The organism is Sorangium sp. So ce375 (assembly GCF_051473855.1).
Lineage (GTDB): Bacteria > Myxococcota_A > Polyangia > Polyangiales > Polyangiaceae > Sorangium.
This window is the reverse complement of record NZ_CP150335.1, coordinates 10834203-10856630: the sequence shown is the minus strand read 5'-3', so window position 1 is coordinate 10856630 and position 22428 is coordinate 10834203. Positions and strand designations below refer to the sequence as shown.

Below are 22428 nucleotides of genomic sequence, written 5' to 3'. Positions count from 1 at the left end.
CGCCTCGTGCGTGCAGCCGAACCAGCCGAAACACGATCACGGGCCACCGCGGCGCGCGCCGACAACCGCGGACAATCGCCGACGGTTCCCCTCTTCAGCGCACGTCCAGCCGCGGCGCGGAGCCGGCGTCCTGCTCGGGGGCGCCTGGCCATTCGGGGCAGGTGACGCGGTACTCGGTGCCGGGCATGAGCTGCGCCCATTCCTCGCGCGTGAAGTTGCGCCCGGCGTAGGCGCAGGCGCGCGCGATCAACAGGGGCTCGGCCGCGATCGAGAAGACGCGCGCCGCGCCGTCGTTCGCGGCGGTCACGACGCGGGTGGCGTCGGGGCTGAACACGGCGTCCGTCAGCGTGACGCCCTCGGCGCGGAGGGTGATCGCCTCGCCCTGCCCGTCGATGGGGAGCACCCGCGCGATGCCGTCGCTCGACACCGCGACGAGGCGCGCGCTGTCGCTGCTGAAGGCGACGGTCCGGACCGCCGCGCCGAGGCCGGTCAGGACGAGCGGCTGGCCCTGGCCGTCGGCGCGGAGCACCCGCACGCCGCCGTCGAGCGCCGCGATCGCGACGTGGTTCCCGTCCGGGCTCACCGCGAGCGCGGCGATCGCGCGGTCCTCGTACCCTGACGGCAGGACGCGAGGGGCTCCGCGGCCGTCCGCCGGCCACACCTTCACGTCGGGCCCCGACGTCGCCACGATGTGCTGGCCATCCGGGCTGAACGCCGCCCTGAGCAGCCCCGCGCGCTCGTCGCGCAGCACGACGGGCTCGCCCGGGACGCCGTCCTCGAACACGCGCAGGATGCCGTTCCACGAGGTCGTGACGATCCGGGTGCCCTCCGGGCTGAAGGCGACGCCCACCACCCGGTCGTCGTGGACCCCGAGCACGATCGGCTCGCCTCGCCCGTCGGCGCGCCAGATCCGCGCCGTCTTGTCGGCCGAGCCGGTGACGAGGCGGCTGCCGTCGGGGCTGAAGTCGACGCTGAGCAGGTGCTCCTCGTGCCCGCGGAGCACGACGGGCTCGCCCGAGCCGTCGGCCCGGAAGACGCGCGCGGTCTTGTCGGTCCCGGCGGTGGCGATCCTGCTGCCGTCGTGGCTGACGGCGATGCCGGTCAGCGGCCCCGTATGGCCGCGCAGGACCAGCGGCTCGCCCGGCCCGTCGAGCCGCCACACCCGCGCCGTCCCGTCGTCCGACGCGGTGACGACGCTCGCGCCGTCGCGGCTGAAGGCGGCGCTGTTCACGACCCCCTCGTGGCCCGCGAGGACCGCCGGCGCGCCCTTGCCGCCTTTGCTCCAGACGCGCGCGGTCCCGTCCGCGGAGGCCGTGACGATCGCGCCGCCGTCGGCGCTGAACGCGGCGCTGCGCACCGCGCCCTCGTGCCCGCGGAGGACGACGGGCTCACGCCGGCCTGCGTCGAGGATGCGCGCCGTCCCGTCGCCCGCCGCGAGGGCGATGCGGTCGTCGACCGGGCTGGCGTCCGCGCCCTCGACGCCCGGCCCGAGCCCCTTCAGCGCCACGGGGGCGCCGTGCCCGTCGGCGCGGAGGACGTAGACCGTCCCGCTGATGGCCGTGGCGAGGATCCGGGTGCCGTCGTGGTTGAACACCGCCCGCCGGATGAGCCGCTCGCCGAGGGGGACGACGAGCGGCGGCTCGTCCCCCATGCTGGGGCGCCACACGTAGATCGCCCCGCCCGTCGTCCCCGCGACGACGCGGCTGCCATCCGGGCTGAACGCCACGCTGGTCGGCGCGGCGTCCTGCGTGCCGAGCGCGCGCTCCTCGCGGCCGTCGGGGCGCCACAGGCGCACCGCGCCGTCGGTCGATGCGGTCGCCAGGAGGCTCCCGTCGTGGTTGAAGGCGACGGCGACGACGCCGCCGGGGGTGCGGGCGCGCAGCACGATCGGCTCGTCGTGCCCGCCGAGGCGGAAGATCCGCGCGGCCCCGTCGGCAGAGGCGGTGGCGACGGAGCGGCCGTCGGGGCTGAAGGCCGCGAGGTGGACCGCGCCGCCGTGGCCGGTGAGCACCTCCTGACCGACGGCGGGGCCCCAGACCGCGTCGCCGAGCGCCTGCACCACGGTGGGCCCGGCGGGGCGGCCGCTCGCCTTGGCGGCGAGGGCCGCCTCCACGGCGAGCAGGCGCGCGCGGGGCAAGAGGCCCTCGGCGCGCTCCTTCGCCGACTGGGCCGCGAGCCGCCGGGCGTCGTTCTCGCGCGACTCCTGCTGCGCGCGGAGCAGCGCCCGCTCCTCCTTCCCCATCTGCCAGACGAGCACGAGGATCAGGCCGCCGAGCAGCGTGACGGCGACGGCGAGCACGGTGACGAGCCGCCGCGCCGACCGCCGCTGGCCCTCCGCCCTCACGCAGGCGGAGAGGAACGCCCTCTCCTCGGCCGAGAGGTCCCCCCGCCCGTCGCACCACGACGTGAGCTCGGCGAGCGCCGCGCCGCCCACGAGGTAGTCGTCTCTTCGCCCGTGCGACAGCCAGCGCGCGAGCGGCTCCCTCGTGGCTCGCTCCGCCTCGCGCGACACGACCCACGCCCGGTCGAAGACCCGGCGGAAGACGCGATTGCGCACGTCGAGGTACGGCAGGCCCGCGGCCGACGTCCGCTCCCCGGAGAGCCCCGAGAGCCGCAGCGTCCGCTGGATCGGATCGCCGGCGTCGACGGCCACCCGGTGGCCGTCGAGCAGCTGCTTGTACAGCCGGAGGAGCTCGGGCGCCTGCGCGCAGCCGGGCCCCTGCGCCTCCAGGCACCGCTCCGCGTGGCGCAGGTTCGGGTCCTCGGTCCGGCCCTGGTCCAGGAACCGCAGCGCCACGGCCTCGTCGACGTCGAGGTCGCGCCGCTCTCCGACGAGGTCCGCGCAGAGCCGCTGGGTCATGTAGGGGTGCCCCGAGGTCCACGCGAAGATCGCGTCGAGCAGCGCGTCGGGATCGGGCACGAGCCCCTCCAGCCCCGCGCGGAACCCCCGCGCCTCGGCGCGGGTGAAGTCGTCGAGCCGGATCGGGCGGCCGATGTTGAACGGCGCGCGCGCCGGATCCGCGACGAGCTCCGACGGCGCCGCCGCCCCGAGCAGGCAGAAGGTCAGCCGGGCGTTGGCCGGGCGCTCCGCGCGCCGGTTCACGAAGGCCCTGAGGATCGCGAAGAAGTCGTCCCGCGAGAACGGCAGCGCCAGCGTGGCGTCGACCTCGTCGATGAACAGGACGATCGCGGAGGAGATCTCCACGAGCACCACGTCCTCGAGCCACCGCAACCAGCAGTGCACCGGCCCGAGGTGCCAGTGCGCATCCCAGAACTCGTCCGGCGGATCGAGGCCGAGCTGCTCGGCGATCTCCGAGGCGATGCCGAGGTACCAGCTCACCGGCGAGGTGGTGTCGGGGCCGAGCGCCCCGAGATCGACGCTCGCACACTCCACCTGCTCGGCGCGGAGCCGCATCGAGACCTGGAGTCGCAGGCTGGATTTCCCGATGTGTCGGGTCGACAGCACATAGCAGAGCTCTCCGCGCAGGAGCGCCTCGAAGAGCTCCCTGTCCGCGGAGCGCTCGATATAGATCACTCCATCGCCCACGGTCCCGCCCGCCTGGAACCGGCGCCTGTGATCTCCGGCACTGGCCTTCGCCTGATCGAGGTCGGGAAGCGCCGAGAAGGTCACGAATAGGACGGTGCCATGTGATGCCGGGACCGTCAACGGAACGACAGCCCGCTTCGATGGCGTCCGTGGTGAAACAACAGGGCTCGCGACGGCGCGGTGGAGTTCACGCGAATGTCGCCCCGACCGGATGGGCTGGCGCTCACGCGATCGGCATGCGTCGGCGAAGGCCGCTGGCGAAGCGTGGCCCGGGCGCGGTGGTGCGCCTGCGCGCCTGCGTCAAGCCGGCGCGATTGCGTGTGCGTCGCTCGTATCGTGCCACGAAAACCCAGTTTTTACGTCCAGAAATCGTGGACTGGGCCACTGACGCTGGTGTAGCGTTCGCGCCGTGCGAGGGGCGTTGAGGGCGGGGCAGAATGGCGTCGTGGCTGCGTTTGCAGCCGTGTCGCTGCTGGTCTGCGCATTGCGCTCCGGCGCTCAGAAGGCTCCTGTGAACACTACGGTTTTGCCTGATGCGCCAGAAGCACCTGCCGGAGCGCGCGGGCGGTCTGACCCGGCTCTGCCGGCGTTGGCCGCGCCGCCGCCCGACGGGCTCATCAGGCGAGATGGGCTCTCGTGCGGCCCGTAATGTGGCTTGTAGGGACGTGTGGTGGTTCAACACGCCGAGCTAAGGTGATCCCGATGGACCGGCAGCGATCGAGAACCTCGCTCTGGCGTAGGGGGCGCGCGGCCGCCCTCGCGCGGGCGGCCGGGGCCGCCGCCCTCGCGCTCCTCGCGGCGGGGTGCGCCGAGCTCGACGGGGAGGTCACGCGGTCGGTCTCGCTCGGGGCGCACGCGAGCGACTGGCGGGAGGAGATCATCTATCAGGTGCTGATAGACCGCTTCGCCGACGGCGACGCGGGGAACAACTACCGCGTGTCCTCCGCGCCGGTCAGGTGGCACGGCGGCGACTGGAAGGGGCTCGAGGAGAGCCTGCCCTACCTCGAGGAGCTCGGCGTCACCGCGCTCTGGATCTCGCCGATCGTCAAGAATGTCGACACCGACGCTGGCGTCGACGGATACCACGGTTACTGGACGCAGGATTTCACCGAGCTGAACCCCCATTTCGGCGATCTCGCTTCGCTGCGCCGGCTCGTCGCGTCGGCCCACGAGCGCGGGATGAAGGTGATCCTCGACATCGTGACGAACCACGTCGGCCAGCTGTTCTATTATGACATCAACCAGAACGGGCAGCCCGACGATGACCTCGACGGCGGCGGCAAGGGCTGGCGCTCCCAGCCCGAGCGCGTGAGCGAGTACGATCCGGATTTCGACCCCCACGGCGTCCAGGCGCGGACGTCGCTCGGCGCGTCGGGCCCGGCGCCGATCGTCTTCCGTCACGACCCCGCGACAAATCACCTCCCGCCGCAGCCCGAGCTCTTCCAGCTCCCCGAGGTCTACAACCGCAAGGGGCGCATCCTCGATTTCGACGATGTCGATCAGCTCGTGCACGGCGACCTCCCGGGCGGGCTCAAGGACATCGACACGTCCCGCTGCGACGTGAAGCGGACGATGGTCGACGTGTTCGTCCGCTGGGTCGAGCTCACCGACGTCGACGGGTTCCGCATCGACACGCTGAAGCACGTCGAGCACGAGTTCTGGCGTTATTTCACGCAGAACGTCCGGCTGCGGCTGGCGGCGATGGGCAAGACCCATTTCTTCATGTTCGGCGAGGCATTCGACGGCAGGGACGATCTCGTCGGCAGCTTCACGAAGCACGAGGTCCCGGCCCACCCGCACGACGAGGCGCTCGGCGGCGATCTCGAGCGCGAGAACGGCGATGAGGCGGAGGGGGGCTGTCCGGGCGCCGCGCCGATCACGGGGGACTCTGTCGATTCCGTCCTGTATTTCCCCCAATATTACCAGGTCTTCCGCGGCGTCTTCCGGGACGCTCAGGCGACGCGGCAGATCGAGGGACTGTGGGCGGAGCGGAAGCTCAACTACGGCGCCGAGCCGAACGCGAACGGCATCGGCGTTCCGCCGCTGAAGGCGCTGGTCAACTTCATCGACAACCACGACGTCCCGCGCTTCCTCCATGCCGGCCCGGGCGCCTCGCCCTTCAAGGCCGATCCCGAGGCAGCGCTGAAGAACGCGCTCCTGCTCCTCTTCACGGAGGACGGCATTCCTTGCCTGTACTACGGCACCGAGCAGGGCTTCAGCGGCGGCGACGACCCGGCGAACCGCGAAGATCTCTGGGAGAGCGGCTATGACACGCAGCGCCCGCTCTTCCGGTGGGTCCAGCGGCTCACGGCGCTGCGCAGGGGCTACCGGGCGCTCACCGTGGGCGAGCAGCGGGTGCGCTGGTCGACGGAGCGGACGGGCGAAGAGGACGAGGACGCGGGGATGTTCGCGTTCGAACGGGGAGAACCGGACGGCGACTACGCGCTCGTGGTGCTCAACACGCACCCCGGGAAGCAGAGCTCCACGCGCTTCGAGGGGGCGGCGATGACGACGGGGCTGAGGCAGGGGACCGTGCTTGTCGACGTGCTCTCGCCCGAGAAGAAGACATATAGCGTGGGCGCCGACGGCGCCGTCACCGTCACGCTGCCTCCGATGAGCGGAGCCCTGCTCATCCCGGAAGACCAGGTCCTCCGCGATCTCTGATCTCTCCAGCGCTCCTCCCTTCCAAGAGAGTCTCCAATATGGCGTCTGTCAAAGTGCGCGGCCTCAACAAGCGATTCGGCCAGACCCATGTGCTGCGCGGCGTCTCGGTCGACGTGCCCGACGGCTCGTTCGCCGTCCTCGTTGGCCCGAGCGGCTGCGGCAAGTCGACGCTGCTCAGGCTGCTCGCCGGCCTCGAGGAGGCCGACGACGGCACGATCGCGCTCGGCGACCGCGACGTCACGCGCCTGGAGCCGCGCGATCGCGACATCGCGATGGTGTTCCAGTCGTACGCCCTCTACCCGCACCTCACGGTGCGCGAGAACCTCGCCTTCGGCCTGAAGCTCCGCAAGACGCCGCCGGCCGAGATCGAGGCGCGCGTGAAGGAGGCGTCGGAGATGCTCGGGCTCGGCCCGCTGCTCGACCGGCACCCCCGGGCGCTGTCCGGCGGCCAGCGGCAGCGCGTGGCCATGGGCAGGGCCATCGTGCGGCGGGCGCAGCTCTTCCTGTTCGACGAGCCGCTCTCGAACCTCGACGCCGCCCTGCGCGCGCAGGTGCGGGTCGACATCCGCAAGCTGCACGACCGGCTCGGCGCGACAAGCGTCTACGTCACCCACGATCAGGTCGAGGCCATGACGCTCGCCGACGAGATCTTCGTGCTCAACAAGGGCGTCGTCGAGCAGTCGGGGCCGCCGCTCGAGGTCTTCGCCCGGCCCCGCACCCGGTTCGTGGCGAGCTTCCTCGGCAGCCCGGCCATGAACTTCGTCGAGGCGCGCATGGAAAGCCGGGGCGGCCGCTGGGTCGCGGCCCAGGGCGACCTCGCCGTCGAGGTCGACGCGGCCGACTTCCCGGGCGCGCTCTCGTCCGGGCGGCGGGTGACGGTCGGCGTGCGCCCGCACGAGGTGGACCTCGCCTCGGGCGACGGCGGCACCCCGTTCGAGGTGGCGATCGTCGAGGCCCTCGGGGCCGAGTCGTACGCGCACGGCACCGTCGCGGGGGCGCCGTTCGTGGCGCGCCTCGATCCGGGGGCGCGCGTCGGGAAGGGCGACACCGTGAAGGTCGCGCTCCGAGAGGTCCACCTGTTCGACGCGGACTCCGGGCTGAGCCTGCGGGAAGCGTGAGGCGGCCGTGCCGAGCCGCCGTCTCCGCCCCGCGCCCAGGCCGCCTGCGCTCGCGCTCGCCGCGCTCACGCTCGCCGCGCTCACGCTCGCTGCGCCCGCGCTGATCCTCCTCTGGCCCGCGCTCGCCGCGGCGGCGCCCATCCGGCTGTGGCACGCCTACCGCGACGACGAGGCCAGGGCGCTCGACGCCATCGTCGCGGCCTTCAAGGGCGCGGAGGTCGATCTCCTCGCCGTCCCGTTCGACGCCTACGCCTCGAAGCTCCAGGCGGCGATCCCGATGGGGGAGGGGCCCGACCTGTTCATCGACGCCCACGAGCGGCTCGGCGACTTCCGCGCGCGCGACCTCGTCGCGCCTGTGGGCGACGCGCTCGATCCGGGCGGCGAGGCCGTGTTCCTGGGGCCGGCGCTCGCCGCGGTCCGGCAGGGGGGCGAGATCTTCGGCCTGCCGATCAGCCAGAAGTGCGTGGCGCTCTACATGAACACCGCGCTCGTGAAGGAGGCCCCCGCGACGCTCGAGGACATCGCGGCGCTCGTCGGCTCGCTCCCGCAGGGCGTGTACCCGCTCGCGTACGAGGCGTCGAACGCGTACGCGCACATGCCGATCCTCTCCGCGTTCGGCGGCGCGATGCTGGGCGAGGGCGACCAGTTCGGCTTCGTCGGCCCAGGGCCGGAGCGCTCGCTCGAGTTTGTCCGCGCGCTGATCGCGCGGCGGGTCGTCCCGGAGGACGCGAACGGCGCGCTCGTGACCGACCTGTTCAACGCGGGGCGCGCCGCGTTCGTGATCAGCGGGCCGTGGTTCGCGGGGGGCCTCGGGGAAGAGGCGAGGCGGCGCGCCCGCGTCGTCCCGCTCCCGAAGGTGCGCGAGACCGGCCTGCCGATGCGGCCGTTCCTGACCGTCGAGGCGGTGATGCTCTCGCCCCAGGGCGCGCGGCGCGCCGAGGCGCGGGCGCTGGCGCGCCACCTCGCCGGCGCCGCGGCCGCGGCCACGCGGCTCCAGATCGCGCGCACGCCGCCGGTGCGGAGCGACGTGGCGGTCCCGGCCGGCGACGCCTTCATCGCGGCGTTCATCGAGCAGGCGAAGGTCGCCATCCCGATGCCGACCTCGCCGGCGATGCGCTCGACCTGGGAGCCGTCCACGCGCGCGATCCGCAAGGTGCTGCGGGGCGACGCGCCCCCCGACGTCGCGCTCGCCGAGGCCAAGCGCCGCTTCGACGACGTGCGCCGGCCGGTCCCGCCCCCCGCCTCGCCGGCGCCGCTGCTCGTCGCCCTCGGCGCGCTCGCGCTGGGCCTCGCGCTCCGGTGGGTCCGCGCCGCGAGGGGCGCGGCCGCCGGCGCCGCGCGCTGGCGCTCGTTCCGGCGGTCGCTCGTACGTTCGATTCCCGCCTACAAGTACGTCGCGCACGCGGTCGTCGCGATCGGCGTGCTCGTGATGGTCCCGCTCGTCATCGGCGCGGCGACGTCGCTCTTCGCCGGCAGGGGCGAGGACCTCCGGTACGTCGGCCTCGCCAACTTCATCAGCATCCTCACGGCCCGCGGCGGGCCGCTCTTCGCGAGCGGCTCGTTCTACCTCGTGCTCGCGGTGACCGTGCTCTGGACCGCGGTGAACCTCGTCCTCCACGTCCTGCTCGGCGTCTCGCTGGCGCTGCTCCTGCACCGCCCGACGCTGCGCCTCCGGGCGCTCTACCGGGTGCTGCTCATCGTGCCCTGGGCCGTGCCGAGCTACGTGACCGCGCTGTCCTGGAAGGGCATGTTCCACCGGCAGTTCGGGGCCGTGAACGCGCTCGTCGAGGCGGTGAGCTCCGCGCTCGGGACGAGCATCGAGCCCATCGCCTGGTTCTCGAGCTTCACGACGGCGTTCACGGCCAACGTGACGACCAACGTATGGCTCGGGTTCCCGTTCATGATGGTGGTCACGCTGGGCGCGCTCACCGCCGTGCCGGAGGACGTGCTCGAGGCCGCCGAGGTCGACGGCGCTACGCGGTGGCAGCGACTACGGAAAATTACGCTGCCTCTGATCCGGCCGGTGCTGGCGCCGGCGGTGACGCTGGGCGCGATCTGGACGTTCAACATGTTCAACGTCGTGTTCCTTGTGTCCGGCGGCGACCCGGACGGAACCACGGACATCCTCGTCTCCGAGGCGTACCGGTGGGCTTTCACCCGCGAGGCCCAGTACGGCTACGCCGCGGCGTACTCGGTGCTCATCTTCGTGCTCTTGACCCTCGCGACGCGGGACTGGCGCTTCCGGCGGCGGACGCCTGTCTCGGCCATCCCGCAGGGCGGGGTCGCGGCCGGGTCGGCGCCTGTGCCGGCGGCGGCGACGGAGGCCACATGACGCGGAGGCCCGCTCCGATCGAGTCGATCGCGGTGCACGCCGCGCTGCTCGCGGCGGTCGCGTTCGCGCTGTACCCGGTGCTCTGGGTCGTCTCGATCGCCTTCTCCGGCGAGCGCCCGCCGGTGCCGGAGGTGCTGCCTCTCCCGAACCATCCGACGCTCGAGCACATCGAGGCGGTGGTCACGACGTCGAAGAAGGTCGGCGGCGAGCAGATCTGGCTCTTCCCCCGTCAGCTCGCCAACTCGATCGTCGTCGCGCTCGCGACGGCGGCGGTCGGCGTCTCCGTCGCGGTCCCGGCGGCGTACGCGCTCGCGCGCTTCCAGTTCCTCGGCAAGGACCGCGGCGTGCGCGCGCTGCTCGCGACGCAGATGTTCCCCACGGTGGCGAGCGCGATCCCGCTGTACCTCTTGCTCGACGCGCTCGGCCTCCTCAACTCGCGGACCGGGCTCGTGCTCTGCTACGCGTCGACGGCGGTGCCGTTCTCGATCTTCCAGCTCCGGGCGGCGTTCGAGGCGATCCCGGTCGACCTGGAGGAAGCGGCGATGGTCGACGGGGCAACGCGCTTCCAGGCTTTCCTCCGGGTCGTGCTCCCGGCGGCGCGGCCAGCGATCGCCGTGACGGCGCTGTTCGCGATCATGACGGCGTACAACGAGTTCATCCTCGCGGCGACGCTGCTCGGCAAGGAGGAGATGTTCACGCTGCCCGTGGTGCTGCAGCGGTACATCGGCGAGTACGACGCGCAGTGGGAGCGGTTCGCGGCGGGGGCGCTCCTCGTGTCGCTGCCGGTCATGGCGGCGTTCTACATGGCGCAGCGTCACCTCATCGCGGGCCTGACGACGGGCGGCGTGAAGGGGTGAGCGTGCGGTGAGCGTGCCATCGAGCGCCCCGGCCGCCGCGCGCCGGCGGCTCAGGCTGGCAGCGCCGGGTCCGCCGACGCGACCCGCGCCGCCCGGCGTCGCGGTGCTCGGGGTCGAGCGGCGTCCTCCCTGGGTCGCCGTCGGCGCCTCGGCCCTCCCGTCGGTGTGACCCACCCTCGCGGCCGTGGACGCCCGATCGCGACCCCGCTATCTCCATAAAGCCATGCCGAAGGCCGAGGATCCCCCGCCAGCCGCTGCGCCGGGGACCGCCCCCGCGGACGCGCGTCCGTCGCTGGGCGGCGAGCCCCGTCCCTCGCAGGGCGGCGAGCCCCGCCCGTCGCTGGGCGGCGAGCCCCGTCCATCGTTGGGCGGCGAGCTCCGCCCGTCGCTGGGCGGCGACGCCGACGGCCGCGGCACGTTCCTGCCGGTCCCCTCCGTGCGGCAGCGGCGCCTCAGCCGGCCCTCGTGGGAGAAGGTCGTGCTCCCGCTGCTCGGCCCCCTGCTCGCGCTGCTCGTCATCGTCGCGGTCGCCACGCTCGAGGCCGCCCTCGACTGGAACATCCCGAACCCGCCCGCGATCCTCTCGATGATCATCGTCTTCGCGGCGTTCAGCGGCGGCCTCTGGGGTGGCATCGTCACCGCGCTCATCTCGTGCGTGTACTTCGCGCTCTACTTCTCCGAGGACGGGGTGCCGTTCTCGTACAAGGAGGACAACCTCCTCCGGGTCGTCGTCTTCGCCGTCACCACGCCCGCCATGGCCGTCATGGCGAGCATCGCCAAGCGCCGCGCGGACGCCATGGGCGAGGCCTCGCTCGAGAACGAGCGCGAGCACTCGGCGAGCCTGCGCGCCCTGCTCATGCAGCGCCAGGCGGTCGAGGCCGAGCTCCAGCAGGCCAAGGAGGCCGCCGAGGCGGCGAGCCGCGCGAAGAGCGAGTTCCTCGCCAGCGTGAGCCACGAGATCCGCACCCCGATGAACGGCATCATCGGCATGACGTCGCTCGCGCTCCAGACCGAGCTCACCCAGGAGCAGCGCGAGTACCTCGAGATGGTCAAGATCTCGGCCGACGCGCTGCTCTCCATCATCAACGATGTCCTCGATTTCTCGAAGATCGAGGCCGGCAAGCTCGAGATGGAGCCCGTCGTCTTCGACCCGAGCGAGATCATCGGCGACGCCGTGAAGACGCTCGCGCTCCGCGCCCACGAGAAGCGGCTCGAGCTCGCCTACGACGTCGGCCCCGACGTGCCCGAGGCGCTCGTCGGCGATCCGCTGCGCCTGCGCCAGGTCCTCGTGAACCTTGTGAGCAACGCGGTGAAGTTCACCGACGTCGGCGAGGTCGTCGTCCGCGCCCAGGTCGACTCGCGCGCGCCCCTCACGGCCGAGGAGGAGGCCTGCGCGGACAGCCAGGGCGCGCCGAGCCTCTACGCGGGCGAGGCGCTCGGCGACGCCGTGGTGCTCCGCGTCAGCGTCATCGACACCGGCATCGGGATCGCCCCGGAGAAGCAGCGGGTCGTCTTCGACGCGTTCGCCCAGGCGGACGGCTCGACCACCCGCAAGTACGGCGGCACGGGGCTCGGCCTCACGATCTGCGCCCGCCTCGTCGAGATGATGGGCGGCAAGATCTGGATCGAGAGCGAGCTCGGCAAGGGCAGCACGTTCCACTTCACCCTCCAGCTCCGGGCGCTCGAGGGCGCCGCGCGGTCGCGCCGCCTCGAGATCCCGAAGGACCTCCTCGGCACGAAGATCCTCATCGCGGACGACAACGCGACCGCGCGGCGCATCCTCGCGGACACCATCGAGGGCTGGGGGATGAAGGCGGTCCCCGTCGACTCGGGGGCGGCGGCGATCGCGGCGCTCTCGGAGGACTCGGGCGTCTGGGCGCTGCCCTGGGGCAAGCCGGGGGGCAACGCGGTCGGGCCGAGCACCTCGTTCGGCCTCGCCATCATCGACGCCCGCATGCCCAAGGTCGACGGCTTCGCCGTGGTCGATCACTGCCGGAAGCGCGAGATCCTGAAGGGGCGCACCCTGATGATGCTCAGCTCGACGTCCGCGCAGGCGGACGCCGCGCGCTGCCGCGATCTCGGCGTCTTCGCGATGGTCACGAAGCCCGTGAAGACGTCCCACCTCCAGGAGGCCGTGTTCCACGCCTTCGGCATCCCGACGCGGACCTCGCTCCGGTCGGCCGACCCGCGCCGCGCCGCGCCCGGGCCGCGCGTCCGAGGCCTGCGCGTGCTCGTCGCCGAGGACAACGCGATCAACCAGAAGCTGATGCGCCGCTGGCTGGAGCGGCAGGGCCACCACGTGCACATCGTCGAGAACGGCCGCCTCGCCGCCGAAAAGATCGCGAGCGGGCAGTACGACGTGGCCCTGCTCGACGTGGAGATGCCCGAGATGGACGGCCTCCAGGCCGCGCGGGTCGTCCGCGCCCGCGAGCGGCGCGAGGGCGGGCACATGCCGCTCATCGTCGTGACCGCGTACGCGATGAAGGGCGACCGCGAGCGCTGCCTCCGGGCGGGCTTCGACGGCTACGTGTCGAAGCCGGTGCAGGTCGAGGAGCTCTACGACATGATCGACCGGCTCGCGGCCGGGCCCGCCGCCCTGGAGATCGAGGACCCGGCGCGCATGTCGCTCGGCGCGCCGAGCTCGTACGCGTCGGCGCCCTCGTCGACGTTCGACAGCGGGCCGCCGAGCACCCGATCGGAGGAGCGCGTGCAGTCTTCGCCCTCCTCGATCACGTCCCGGCCGATGTTCGATCGCACAAAGGCGCTGGAGCGGACGGGCGGCGACGCCGACCTCTTGCGCGAGCTCGCCGAGGTCTTCCTGGAGGAGTGCCCGCGCTGGATGGGCGACATCGACGACGCGGTGGCCGCCGGCGACGCTCGCAAGCTCCAGCGGGCCGCGCACAGCCTGAAGGGCGGGGTCGACAGCTTCGGCGCGCGGGGCGCGTACGAGGCCTCCTTCGCGCTGGAGAAGATGGCGCGCGCGAACGAGCTCGGCAGCCTGGCCGAGGCGCAGTTCGCGCTGCGGGCGCAGATAGAGCGCCTGCTCCCCGAGCTCGCCGCGTTCGTGCGCGAGGGCGCGCCGGCGGATCCGGGGCAGCCGGTGCAGGGCGAGCGGCGCTCTGATAGCGAGGTGACGCGATGGTGAGGGTGCTCGTGGTGGACGACTCCCCGATGGATCGGCGCCTCTCCGGGAGCCTGCTCAAGAAGCGCGCCGGGATGGAGCCCGTGTACGCCGAGAACGGCGTCGAGGCGCTCCAGACGATCGCCAAGTCGATGCCCGAGATCGTGCTCACCGATCTCCAGATGCCCGAGATGGACGGACTGGAGCTGGTCGAGGCGATCCGCCGCGAGCACCCGTACCTACCGGTGATCCTGATGACGGCGCACGGCAGCGAGGAGATCGCGGTGCAGGCGCTGCGGCGCGGCGCCGCGAGCTACGTGGCGAAGCGGAGCCTCGCGGCGGAGCTCGTGAACACGGTCGAGAACGTCCTCGCGGTGGCGCGGCTCGATCGGCGGGAGCAGCAGCTGCTCTCGTGCCTGACGGCGACGGAGTCCCATTTCGAGCTCGACAACGACGTGGCGAAGGTCCCCGCGCTGGTGGGCCACGTCGAGCAGAGCCTCGGCCGGATGCGGCTGTGCGACGAGACGGGCCGGATCCAGGTCGCGGTGGCGCTGCGCGAGGCGCTCGTGAACGCCATCGTGCACGGCAACCTCGAGGTCAGCTCGAAGCTGCTCGACGAGGAGCCGAGCGCCTTCTCCGCGCTCGTCGAGCGTCGCCGGACGGAGAGCCCCTACCGGGATCGGCGCGTGCACGTCGTGGCGCGGGAGACGCGGACCGAGGCGACGTACGTGGTGCGCGACGAGGGGCCCGGCTTCGACCCGCGCAACCTGCCGGACCCGACCGACCTCGCCAACCTGGACAAGCCGAGCGGCCGCGGCCTGATGCTGATCCGCACCTTCATGGACGAGGTGCGGCACAACGAGAAGGGCAACGAGATCCGCATGGTGATGCGGAGTCGCTCGCCGGGGACCGGCGGCGAGCCGGGCGAGGACGGCGGCTGAGGCGGGCGCGGGCCGCCCATCGCTTTTTCAGGAGGTGTCGGAATGCGCAGAAGGTTCCGGCAGCTCTCGGCAGGTCGCGCAGCTCGGGCTCAACGCCTCCGAACGGTCTGGAGCCCCTGAGCGCGGCCGTGGGTCGGGGGAGCAGGGAGAGCCGGGTGATGGTTCAGGACAGCAGGGGAAGTGAAGTCGAGCTGCCGGAGCAGCGGCGCGGCAAATCCGACGGCTCGCTACACGGAGATAGCGCGGCCGGACAGCAGGCCACGGGAGCAGGTGCCGGCCGCTCGACGGGCGATGCGAGTCGCCTCGCGGATCCTCCCCTCCGCGGAACAGGCGCCCATGGGACGCCGCGCGGGGCTACCGTCGGCGTCATCTCCCCCTACCTGGACGGCTCGTTCTGGAACCCGGTCCTGGCGGGCATCCACGAGACGGCGCGGCAGCACGGTTGTCGGACGCTGGTGATGCGCGGCACGCCTGCCTCGCTCCAGGCCCCTTCGCTCGCCAGAGAGCAGGTGGACGGGTGGATCGTCGTGATCGGGGTGGACGGCATCGAGCAGCTCGCTGCCGAGCGGATCCCGCTCGTCGTCGTCGGCACCCATGTCCACAAGGGCAACTGCCCTTCCGTGATCCCGGACAACCACAGCGGGATCCGGAGCGTGGTGCGCCATCTCATCGACCACGGGCACCGGCGCATCGCGTTCGTCGGCTGCTTCCACGAGTCCGATGTGCGCGAGCGCTTCGACGCCTACAGAGAGACGCTCGCCGAGGCGGGGATACCGTTCGATCCGGAGCTGGTCATCCGCACCGACGACAACTGGTATCCCGGCGGCGAGAAGGCTGCTCCGCAGCTGCTCGCGCGGCGGAATGCGTGTACGGCGGCGGTCTTCGGGACGGACAAGAACGCGATCGGAATGATGCCGTCGCTGAAGGCGGCGGGCGTCCGCATCCCCGAGGAGCTGGCGATCGTCGGCTTCGACGATGTGCCGGAGGCCCAAACATCCGACCCGCCGCTGGCCACCGTGCGCCAGCATTTCGAGATGCTGGGGAGCGCCGCGTGCGAGCTCGTCGTCTCGATGATCGCCGGCGAGACCGCCCCGCCAGAGCTCGTGCTCACGCCAAACACCTTGATCCCGCGGATCTCGTGCGGATGTGATGTGCTCCAGAGCTTCCTCGGCGAGGACGAGGCGCCGGGCGAGCAGGCCGGCGGCGACCTGGATCGACGGATGGTCGAGCTGCTCCTCGCGCCCCGACCCTTGACGCCCGATACGTCGCCTACCGCGGTATGGCCGGGGGTCGCCCTGGTGCTCGAAGCGTATGAGGCGGCGATCGAGGGCGCCGCGCCCCCTCCGGCGAAGGCGCTGGAGCGCGCCTACCATCAAGCCGTCCGCATCTCGTCCGATCTGGGCACCTTGATGGCGCTCGTGCGCCTGCTCCGCCGGTCCCACGAGCGGCGCCGCGAGCGGCTGGGTGGAGATGCGGCGTCCGCGCAGCGGGTCGAGGCGTTCCTGGACGGCGCGCACCTCTCGATCGCTCGGGCGCGGCTCAGCGTCGAGGCCGAGTTCGTTGCGCAGCTCGGGATGCTCGTGCGGTCCAATCACGACGTGGGCCTCGCGCTGCTCAGCGGCTCTCAGCAGGAGTCCCTGTCGCTCTCATGGCTCGCAAAGACGAGCGCGATCTGGGCCTGCCTTGCGCTCTGGGAGGACGCGAAGACGCTCGTCGTCGCCGGCGCCTATGGCCGCGACGGCAGCGCGACGCCCCCGATCGGCAGCCGCCACCGGCTGGAGGCGTTTCCACCTGAGCATCTGCTGCCGCCCTCGGCCGCGAGCGGCGCGCTCATGATGATCCTGCTGCCTATCCGCACCGCGCGACGCGACTGGGGGGTCCTCGCGCTCATGGGGCCGACCCTCCGCGAGCTGACCGGCGACGAGGGCACCGTCGGGGTCTGGGCGTCGCTGCTCCCCGCGGCCCTCGAGCGCGACGAGCTCGTCCAGTCGCTCTCGACGAAGAACGCGGAGCTCCAGACAGCCTATGCGAGCGAGCGAACGCTCTCGGACACGGTGCGCGAGCTCGGGTGTCCGCTCATCCCGCTCCTGCCCGGCGTGATGCTCGTGCCGCTGATCGGCGCGATCGACCGGGACCGTGCCCTCCAGGTGCTCACGGCCGTGGTCGAGGGGGTCGACCGGCATGAGGCGCGCTTCGTGCTGCTCGATATCACCGGCGTTCCGGCGGTGGACGCCCAGGTCGCCCAGGTGCTGGGCCAGACGAGCCGCGCGGTCGCCCTGCTCGGCGCGCGCGTCGTCCTGGTCGGCGTGCGGCCCGAGATTGCGAGGAGCCTCATGGACGTGGAGCTAGGGAGTCTCGCCACGTACTCGTCACTGGCGGGAGCGCTTCACGAGCTGACTGAAGGAGGCCTCCGCCCTGCCACGGGTCCCGGTGCACGTCGGCGCCGGTGATGGACCGCCGTAAACGACGATGCGCGCCTCGGAACAATCCTTGATGAGATCGGTACAGGCGCTCGCCCAGCCGGCGGACGTACAGCCCGCTCCGTTCCCCGACTTCGTGTGTGTGGGTGACGAGCTCGCGAACGACCTCAGTCGCCTGGCGCGGCAGGCCTGAGGAGCGAGGTGTCGATACGCAGCACGCGGGCCGTGTAGGGCCCCACGCGTGACGCCTGCGTGCGCATGGCCACGGTGAGCTCCGTGCCGAACGCGGAGACATCGACGAGCGGGTGCCGATCGTACACTTCGCTGAACTGGCTCTCGCCCGCGATCGCGGGGAGCGGCAGCGTCACCGCGACCTCGGGCGCCCCTCCGGCGGCGGGCACGCGCACGAGGCGCAGCTCGCCGCGGCTCTCGTCCGCCGCGATGTTGCCGATGCACGTCGGCAGATCGATGTTCTGCACCTCGTAGGCGATCGTCCAGTCGATGTGGCTGAGCACGACCGCGATCCACACGTCGCCATCGCTCGTGCGCGCGGCCGCGAAGGCCGACCACGCGAGTCCCGAGGTCACCTCGTGGCAGTCGGCCGGGCAGCCCGGCGACGCGGGGTCGCCGACGCCGTACGCGCAGCCGTACGTCGGCGTCGCGGTGCCGGGGATCGCTACCTCGTCGAAGCCATCGCCCTCGCCGGCGCTCGCCAGCCGCAGCCCGTCGGGGTGCTGCACGACCGCCGCGAAGCGCGGAATCGTCGCTTGCGCGGCGGGCTGCGGCGGCGGGACGGGCTCGTAATCGAGCGAGAACGTCGCGGAGACCGGCGCGCCGAGGAGCCGCTCCGTTGTGCCGTCGAGCACCTTGATCTGCCAGCTCGAGGAGGGCGCTTCGACCATCCCGAACGAGAGCGGCGCGCCGTCGGGCGCGAGGGCGAAGCGGGTCCAACCGGTGCCGCTCGGCCGGCTCGCCGGCGCGACGTCCCAGGCGCCGCCGGTCGTGCGCGTCGCGTGCCCGTAGCTCTCCGGTGCGTCCGTGATGATCCAGATGTGCGGCTCGCCCTGGGAGTCCACCGCGACATCGAGGACCGACACGTATTTGTCGTCGCGATCGAACACCGGCTGCTTCTCGGTCGCACCGCCGCCGAGCGGCAGGAACACGACACCGCCGGGATAGCCGTCGAGGCCGCCGACCGTCTCATCCGCCGCGGCATACGCCCTCCCGTCCGGCGACAGCGCCACGCTCACGCTATTGGACTGCACGTCGAAGTCGCGTTGGGTCGCCCCATCGTCGTCGAGCTCGAACAGCCGCGTCGGGGCGTTGCTTGTCGTCACGAGGTACGTCGCTCCCGCCGCCGGCACGGCCCGCACCGCGCCCGCTGCAAAGTCGAACGCGGTACACGTCACCTCCACGTCGAGCGTGATCGCGCAAGGCGCGTCCGCGGGACAGGCATCGCCGTGGTCGCCCCGCTGCGAGGCGCACGTCTCCGGGCCGCCGCCCGCGCCGCCTTGCCCGCCCGCGCCGCCTTCACCCCCGGCGCCACCGCCCCCTCCTGTGCCGGCTGGCACGCGCGTCTCGCCCTGGCACCCGAGCGTCAGCGACAGGCCGGCGAGCATACCGGTCCCAAGGATTCGAAGGATGACCAACCGCGATCGTCTGCGCATGAGCGCTCGCCTCCCTGCGATGCGCTGCAGTTTAACACCAAACGTGCCAGTCGAACTGCTCCGCAAGAGCCGCCGTCACGCTCGATCGATTGTGCCCTTCTGCGTAGGAATGCCGGCGGTGTTCACCTGCTCCCGTTGCAGTCGCTGGTCCGGCGACCACGCGTCTGCCGCAGACTCAGGGCACCTCGACGCCGCTGCGACTCGTGCGTTCACGACGCCGGCGCGCGCTCCGGCGACGCGGGATCAACGCTCATAGACACGAGTACACGGCCTCGACCAGCGCGGGCCACCGCGGGTCGCCGCCCTCGCCGCTCGCGATCGTCTGGTTCGGCGTGTAGCCGAATCCGAGCCCCGCGTCGGGGTCCGCGAAGCCGAGCGCGCCGCCGGCGCCGGGGTGGCCGAAGGTCCGCGGGCCGCGCCCGAAGGGGCGCAGGGCGCTCGGGAGCATGAACCCGAGCGAGAACCGGCTCTCTGCGAGCAGGACGGCGTCGATCCCGGCTGACCGCTCGACGAGCGCGGCCTCGATGGCCCGGGGCGACAGCACGCGCGCGGTGCCGGCGAGGGCCCCGCCGTTCGCCAGCGCGCCGTACATCCGCGCGAGGGCGCGCGCGTTCGCGTGGCCGTTCAGCGCGGGGATCTCCGCGCGCCGGGCGCGGGCGGTGTTGACGAGGCCCGGCGACACGAGGTCGCGCGGCCTGGTGAAGGCCATCGAGGTGAGCGACGCCGGGTCGCGGAAGCTCGCGCCGAACGCGCCGCCCAGGCCCTTCGGGCTCGCGATGGTCGGCGGCACCTCGGCGATCCGCCCGTCGTGCTCGGCGCCGGTGCCGATGTGGAAGTCCAGGCCGAGCGGGCCCGCGACGGCCTCCCGGAGGAACGCGCCCACCCGCTGGCCGCTCGCGCGCCGGATCACCTCGCCCACGAGGAAGCCGAACGTGACGGCGTGGTAGCCGTGCCGGGCGCCCGGCTCCCAGAACGGCTCCTCCGCGGCGAGGGCGTCGGTCATGGCTTGCCAGTCGTAGAGCGCGCCCTCCTTCGGCTCGGCGCGGAGCGCCGGCAGGCCGGCGCTGTGGTCGAGCAGCTGGGCCACGACGACGCGCCCCTTGCCGGCCGCGCCGAACTCCGGCCAGGCGGCGGCGACAGGCGCATCCACGTCGAGCGCGCGCCGCTCCGCGAGCGCGTGGGCGCACAGCGCCACCGCGCCCTTCGTCGCCGAGAAGACGTTCACGATCGTCTCGAAGCGCCACGGCGCGCTCTTCGCCGCGTCCCTGAAGCCGGCCCAGAGATCGACGACCACGCGGCCGCGCACGGCGGCGCACACGGCGGCCCCGAGCTCGGGGAACCGCTCGAAATTCGAGGCGAACGCCGCGCGCACGGGCGCGAACGCCGGGTCGCAGGAGCCATGGATCGCGAGGTGCATCGCTCGTCCCTTCGTCCCTTCCTCCGGGCCGCGCGGCCCTCCGGGCCCGACCCCGGAACTGCGCAACCTATGTTGCGCAACCTCGGTTGATGAATAGGGCCGCCGCCCGCGGCCGTCAACGTCATTTGCGCAACCTCGGTTGCGGGTTACACGCTCCCGCCGTGAAGCCTGCGCGCCCGGACGAGGACCTCGTGCTGCTGTTCGCCGCCATCGCGACCGCGAGCAGCGACGAGGTGATGCGCCGCGTGGAACGGGCCGGTCACGGAGATCTCCGGCCGAGCCATGGATACGTGTTCCAGCACCTCATCCCGGGGCCGGTGAAGGTGAGGGAGCTCGCGGAGCGGCTCGGCATCACGGCGCAGGGCGCCTCGAAGGCGGTGGCGGAGCTGGAGGAGCTCGGCTACGTGCGCCGGCGGGTCGCCGAGGACGACCAGCGCAACCGGCTCGTGGAGCTCACGGAGCGCGGGTGGGCGGCGGTCGAGGCAGGGCGCGCCGCGCGCGCGGCGGTGAACAGGCGGCTCCGCGCGCTGCTCGGCGAGGAGCAGGCCGGCGCGCTGCTCGCGTCGCTCCAGCGCATCGCGGAGCGCACGGGGGGGATCGAGCTCCTGTCCTCGCGCCGGCTCCGCCAGCCGTAGCGCGCCCGGGTCCGATCCGGCGGCTGCGCGGCTGAGTCGAGGACCGAGGTGTCGATGTGCTGCGCGCATCTCAGTCGCCTGGCGCGGCGGGACCGAGGAGCGAGGTGTCGATGCGGAGCACGCGGGCCGTGAAGGGCCCCACGCGTGACGCCTGAGTGCGCATGGCCACGGTGAGCTCCGTGCCGAACGCGGAGACGTCGACGAGCGGGTGCCGATCGTACACTTCGCTAAACTGACTCTCGCCTGCGATCGCGGGGAGCGGCAGCGTCACCGCGACCTCGGGCGCCCCTCCGGCCGCAGGCACGCGCACGAGGCGCAGCTCGCCGCGGCTCGCGTCTGCCGCGATGTTGCCAACGCACATCGGCAGATCGGTGTTCTGCAGCTCGTAGGCGATCGTCCAGTCGAGGTGGCTGATCAGGAATGCGATCCACACGTCGCCGTCGCTCGTGCGCGCGGCCGAGAAGGCCCACCACTCGAGCCCGGAGGTCACCTCGTGGCATTCGGCCGGGCAGCCCGGCGGTGCGGGGAGGTCGAAGCCGAGCTGACAGCTGTACGTCGGCGTCGCTGTGCCGGGGATCGCGACCTCGTCGACGCCGCCCTCGCCGGCGCTCGCCAGCCGCAGCCCGTCGGGGTGCTGCACGACCGCCGCGAAGCGCGGAATCGTCGCTTGCGCGGCGGGCTGCGGCGGCGGGACGGGCTCGTAACGGAGCGGCGAGTTCGCGGAGACCGGAGCGCCGAGGCTCCGCTCCGCGGTTCCGTCGAGCACCTCGATCTGCCAGCTCCCGGGGCGCGCTTGGGCTATACCGAACGAGAGCGGCGCACCGTCGGGCGCTAGGCCGAAGCGGGTCCAACTGCTGTCGGCCGGCCGGCTCGCCGGCGCGACGTCCCAGGCGCCGCCGGACGTGCGCGTCGCGTGCGCGAAGCTCTCCGGCGCGTCCCCGATGAGCCAGATGTGCGGCTCGCCCTGGGAGTCCACCGCGAGATCGAGGACCGGCACATATTTGTCGTCGCGATCGAACACCATCTGCTTGTCGGCCGCGCTTCCGGCGAGCGGCAGGAACACCACACCGCCGGGATAACCGTCAGGGCCGCCGGCCGTCTCATCCGCCGCGGCGTACGCCCTCCCGTCCGGCGAGAGCGCCACGCTCACGCTGCTGGACTGCACGTCGAAGTCGCGTTGCGTCGCCCCGTCATCGTCGAGCTCGAACAGCCGCGTCGGGGCGTTGCTGCTCGTCACGAGGTACGTCGCGCCCGCCGCCGGAACGGCCCGCACCCCGCCCGCTGCAAAGTCGTACCCGGTGCACGTCACCTCCACGTCGAGCGTGATCGCGCAAGGCGCATCCGCGGGACAGGCGTCGCCGTGGTCGCCCCGCTGGGAATCGCACGTCTCCGGGCCGCCGCCCGCGCCGCCCGCGCCGCCCTGCCCGCCTGCGCCGCCCTGACCGCCCGCGCCGCCTTGACCGCCCGCGCCGCCTTCACCCCCGGCGCCACCGGCCCCTCCTGTGCCAGCTGGCACACTGGTGCTGCCGTGGCACCCGAGCGTCAGCGACAGGCCGGCGAGCGTGCCGATCCCGAGGATTCGAGTGAAGTGTATAGACAACTCCCTGAGCATGAGCGCTCGCCTCCTTGCGATGCGCTGCCACTCAGCACCAAGCGTGCCAGTCGAGCTCCTCCGCAAAAGCCGCTGTCACGCCCGATGCTTTGTGCCG

12 protein-coding genes are annotated in these 22428 nt (G+C 72.6%); 8 read left to right on the top strand and 4 right to left on the bottom strand.

Going from position 1 to position 22428, the window contains the following annotated elements; translation table 11 throughout:
• Window positions 1-94: 94 nt before the first annotated feature.
• A complete protein-coding gene (locus WME90_RS40605) occupies window positions 95-3631 on the bottom strand; it encodes an AAA-like domain-containing protein (RefSeq protein ID WP_437277460.1) in 3537 nt (1178 codons plus the stop codon).
• Between the two features lie 618 nt (window positions 3632-4249).
• Between WME90_RS40605 and WME90_RS40600 the strand changes: the two genes are divergently transcribed.
• The 7 genes from WME90_RS40600 (at window position 4250) to WME90_RS40570 (ending at window position 17030) form a co-directional block, all read left to right on the top strand.
• On the top strand, window positions 4250-6211 hold the full coding sequence (locus tag WME90_RS40600) for an alpha-amylase family glycosyl hydrolase (RefSeq protein ID WP_437277459.1): 1962 nt from the start codon (window positions 4250-4252) through the stop codon (window positions 6209-6211).
• A gap of 38 nt (window positions 6212-6249) precedes the next feature.
• Entirely contained in the window at window positions 6250-7329 is a 1080-nt protein-coding gene (locus WME90_RS40595) for an ABC transporter ATP-binding protein (RefSeq protein WP_437277458.1), read from the top strand.
• Window positions 7330-7336: 7 nt separating this feature from the next.
• Window positions 7337-9661, top strand: coding sequence for an extracellular solute-binding protein (locus tag WME90_RS40590; RefSeq protein ID WP_437277457.1), 2325 nt, complete (start codon window positions 7337-7339; stop codon window positions 9659-9661).
• Window positions 9658-10518 carry a sugar ABC transporter permease gene (locus WME90_RS40585; protein ID WP_437277456.1) on the top strand — a complete coding sequence of 287 codons (861 nt, stop codon included), beginning with the start codon at window positions 9658-9660 and terminating at the stop codon, window positions 10516-10518. The genes WME90_RS40590 and WME90_RS40585 overlap by 4 nt, the downstream gene beginning before the upstream one ends.
• Window positions 10519-10741: 223 nt before the next feature.
• A complete protein-coding gene (locus tag WME90_RS40580; RefSeq protein ID WP_437277455.1) occupies window positions 10742-13663 on the top strand; it encodes a response regulator in 2922 nt (973 codons plus the stop codon).
• Window positions 13657-14580 carry a response regulator gene (locus WME90_RS40575; protein ID WP_437277454.1) on the top strand — a complete coding sequence of 308 codons (924 nt, stop codon included), beginning with the start codon at window positions 13657-13659 and terminating at the stop codon, window positions 14578-14580. The genes WME90_RS40580 and WME90_RS40575 overlap by 7 nt, the downstream gene beginning before the upstream one ends.
• Before the next feature lie 158 nt (window positions 14581-14738).
• Window positions 14739-17030, top strand: a complete 2292-nt coding sequence (locus WME90_RS40570; RefSeq protein ID WP_437277453.1) for a substrate-binding domain-containing protein — start codon at window positions 14739-14741, stop codon at window positions 17028-17030.
• Window positions 17031-17167: 137 nt separating this feature from the next.
• Here the strand turns inward: WME90_RS40570 and WME90_RS40565 are convergent, their stop codons facing one another.
• Window positions 17168-18649, bottom strand: coding sequence for a hypothetical protein (locus WME90_RS40565; protein ID WP_437277452.1), 1482 nt, complete (start codon window positions 18647-18649; stop codon window positions 17168-17170).
• A 268-nt stretch (window positions 18650-18917) separates the two neighbouring features.
• Complete coding sequence (locus WME90_RS40560) at window positions 18918-20084, bottom strand: serine hydrolase domain-containing protein (RefSeq protein ID WP_437277451.1); 1167 nt, start codon at window positions 20082-20084, stop codon at window positions 18918-18920.
• 161 nt (window positions 20085-20245) lie between these two features.
• Between WME90_RS40560 and WME90_RS40555 the strand changes: the two genes are divergently transcribed.
• Window positions 20246-20719, top strand: coding sequence for a MarR family winged helix-turn-helix transcriptional regulator (locus WME90_RS40555; protein ID WP_437277450.1), 474 nt, complete (start codon window positions 20246-20248; stop codon window positions 20717-20719).
• A 70-nt stretch (window positions 20720-20789) separates the two neighbouring features.
• Here WME90_RS40555 and WME90_RS40550 read toward each other — a convergent pair whose 3' ends face one another.
• Window positions 20790-22319, bottom strand: coding sequence for a hypothetical protein (locus WME90_RS40550; RefSeq protein ID WP_437277449.1), 1530 nt, complete (start codon window positions 22317-22319; stop codon window positions 20790-20792).
• Window positions 22320-22428 lie beyond the last annotated feature (109 nt).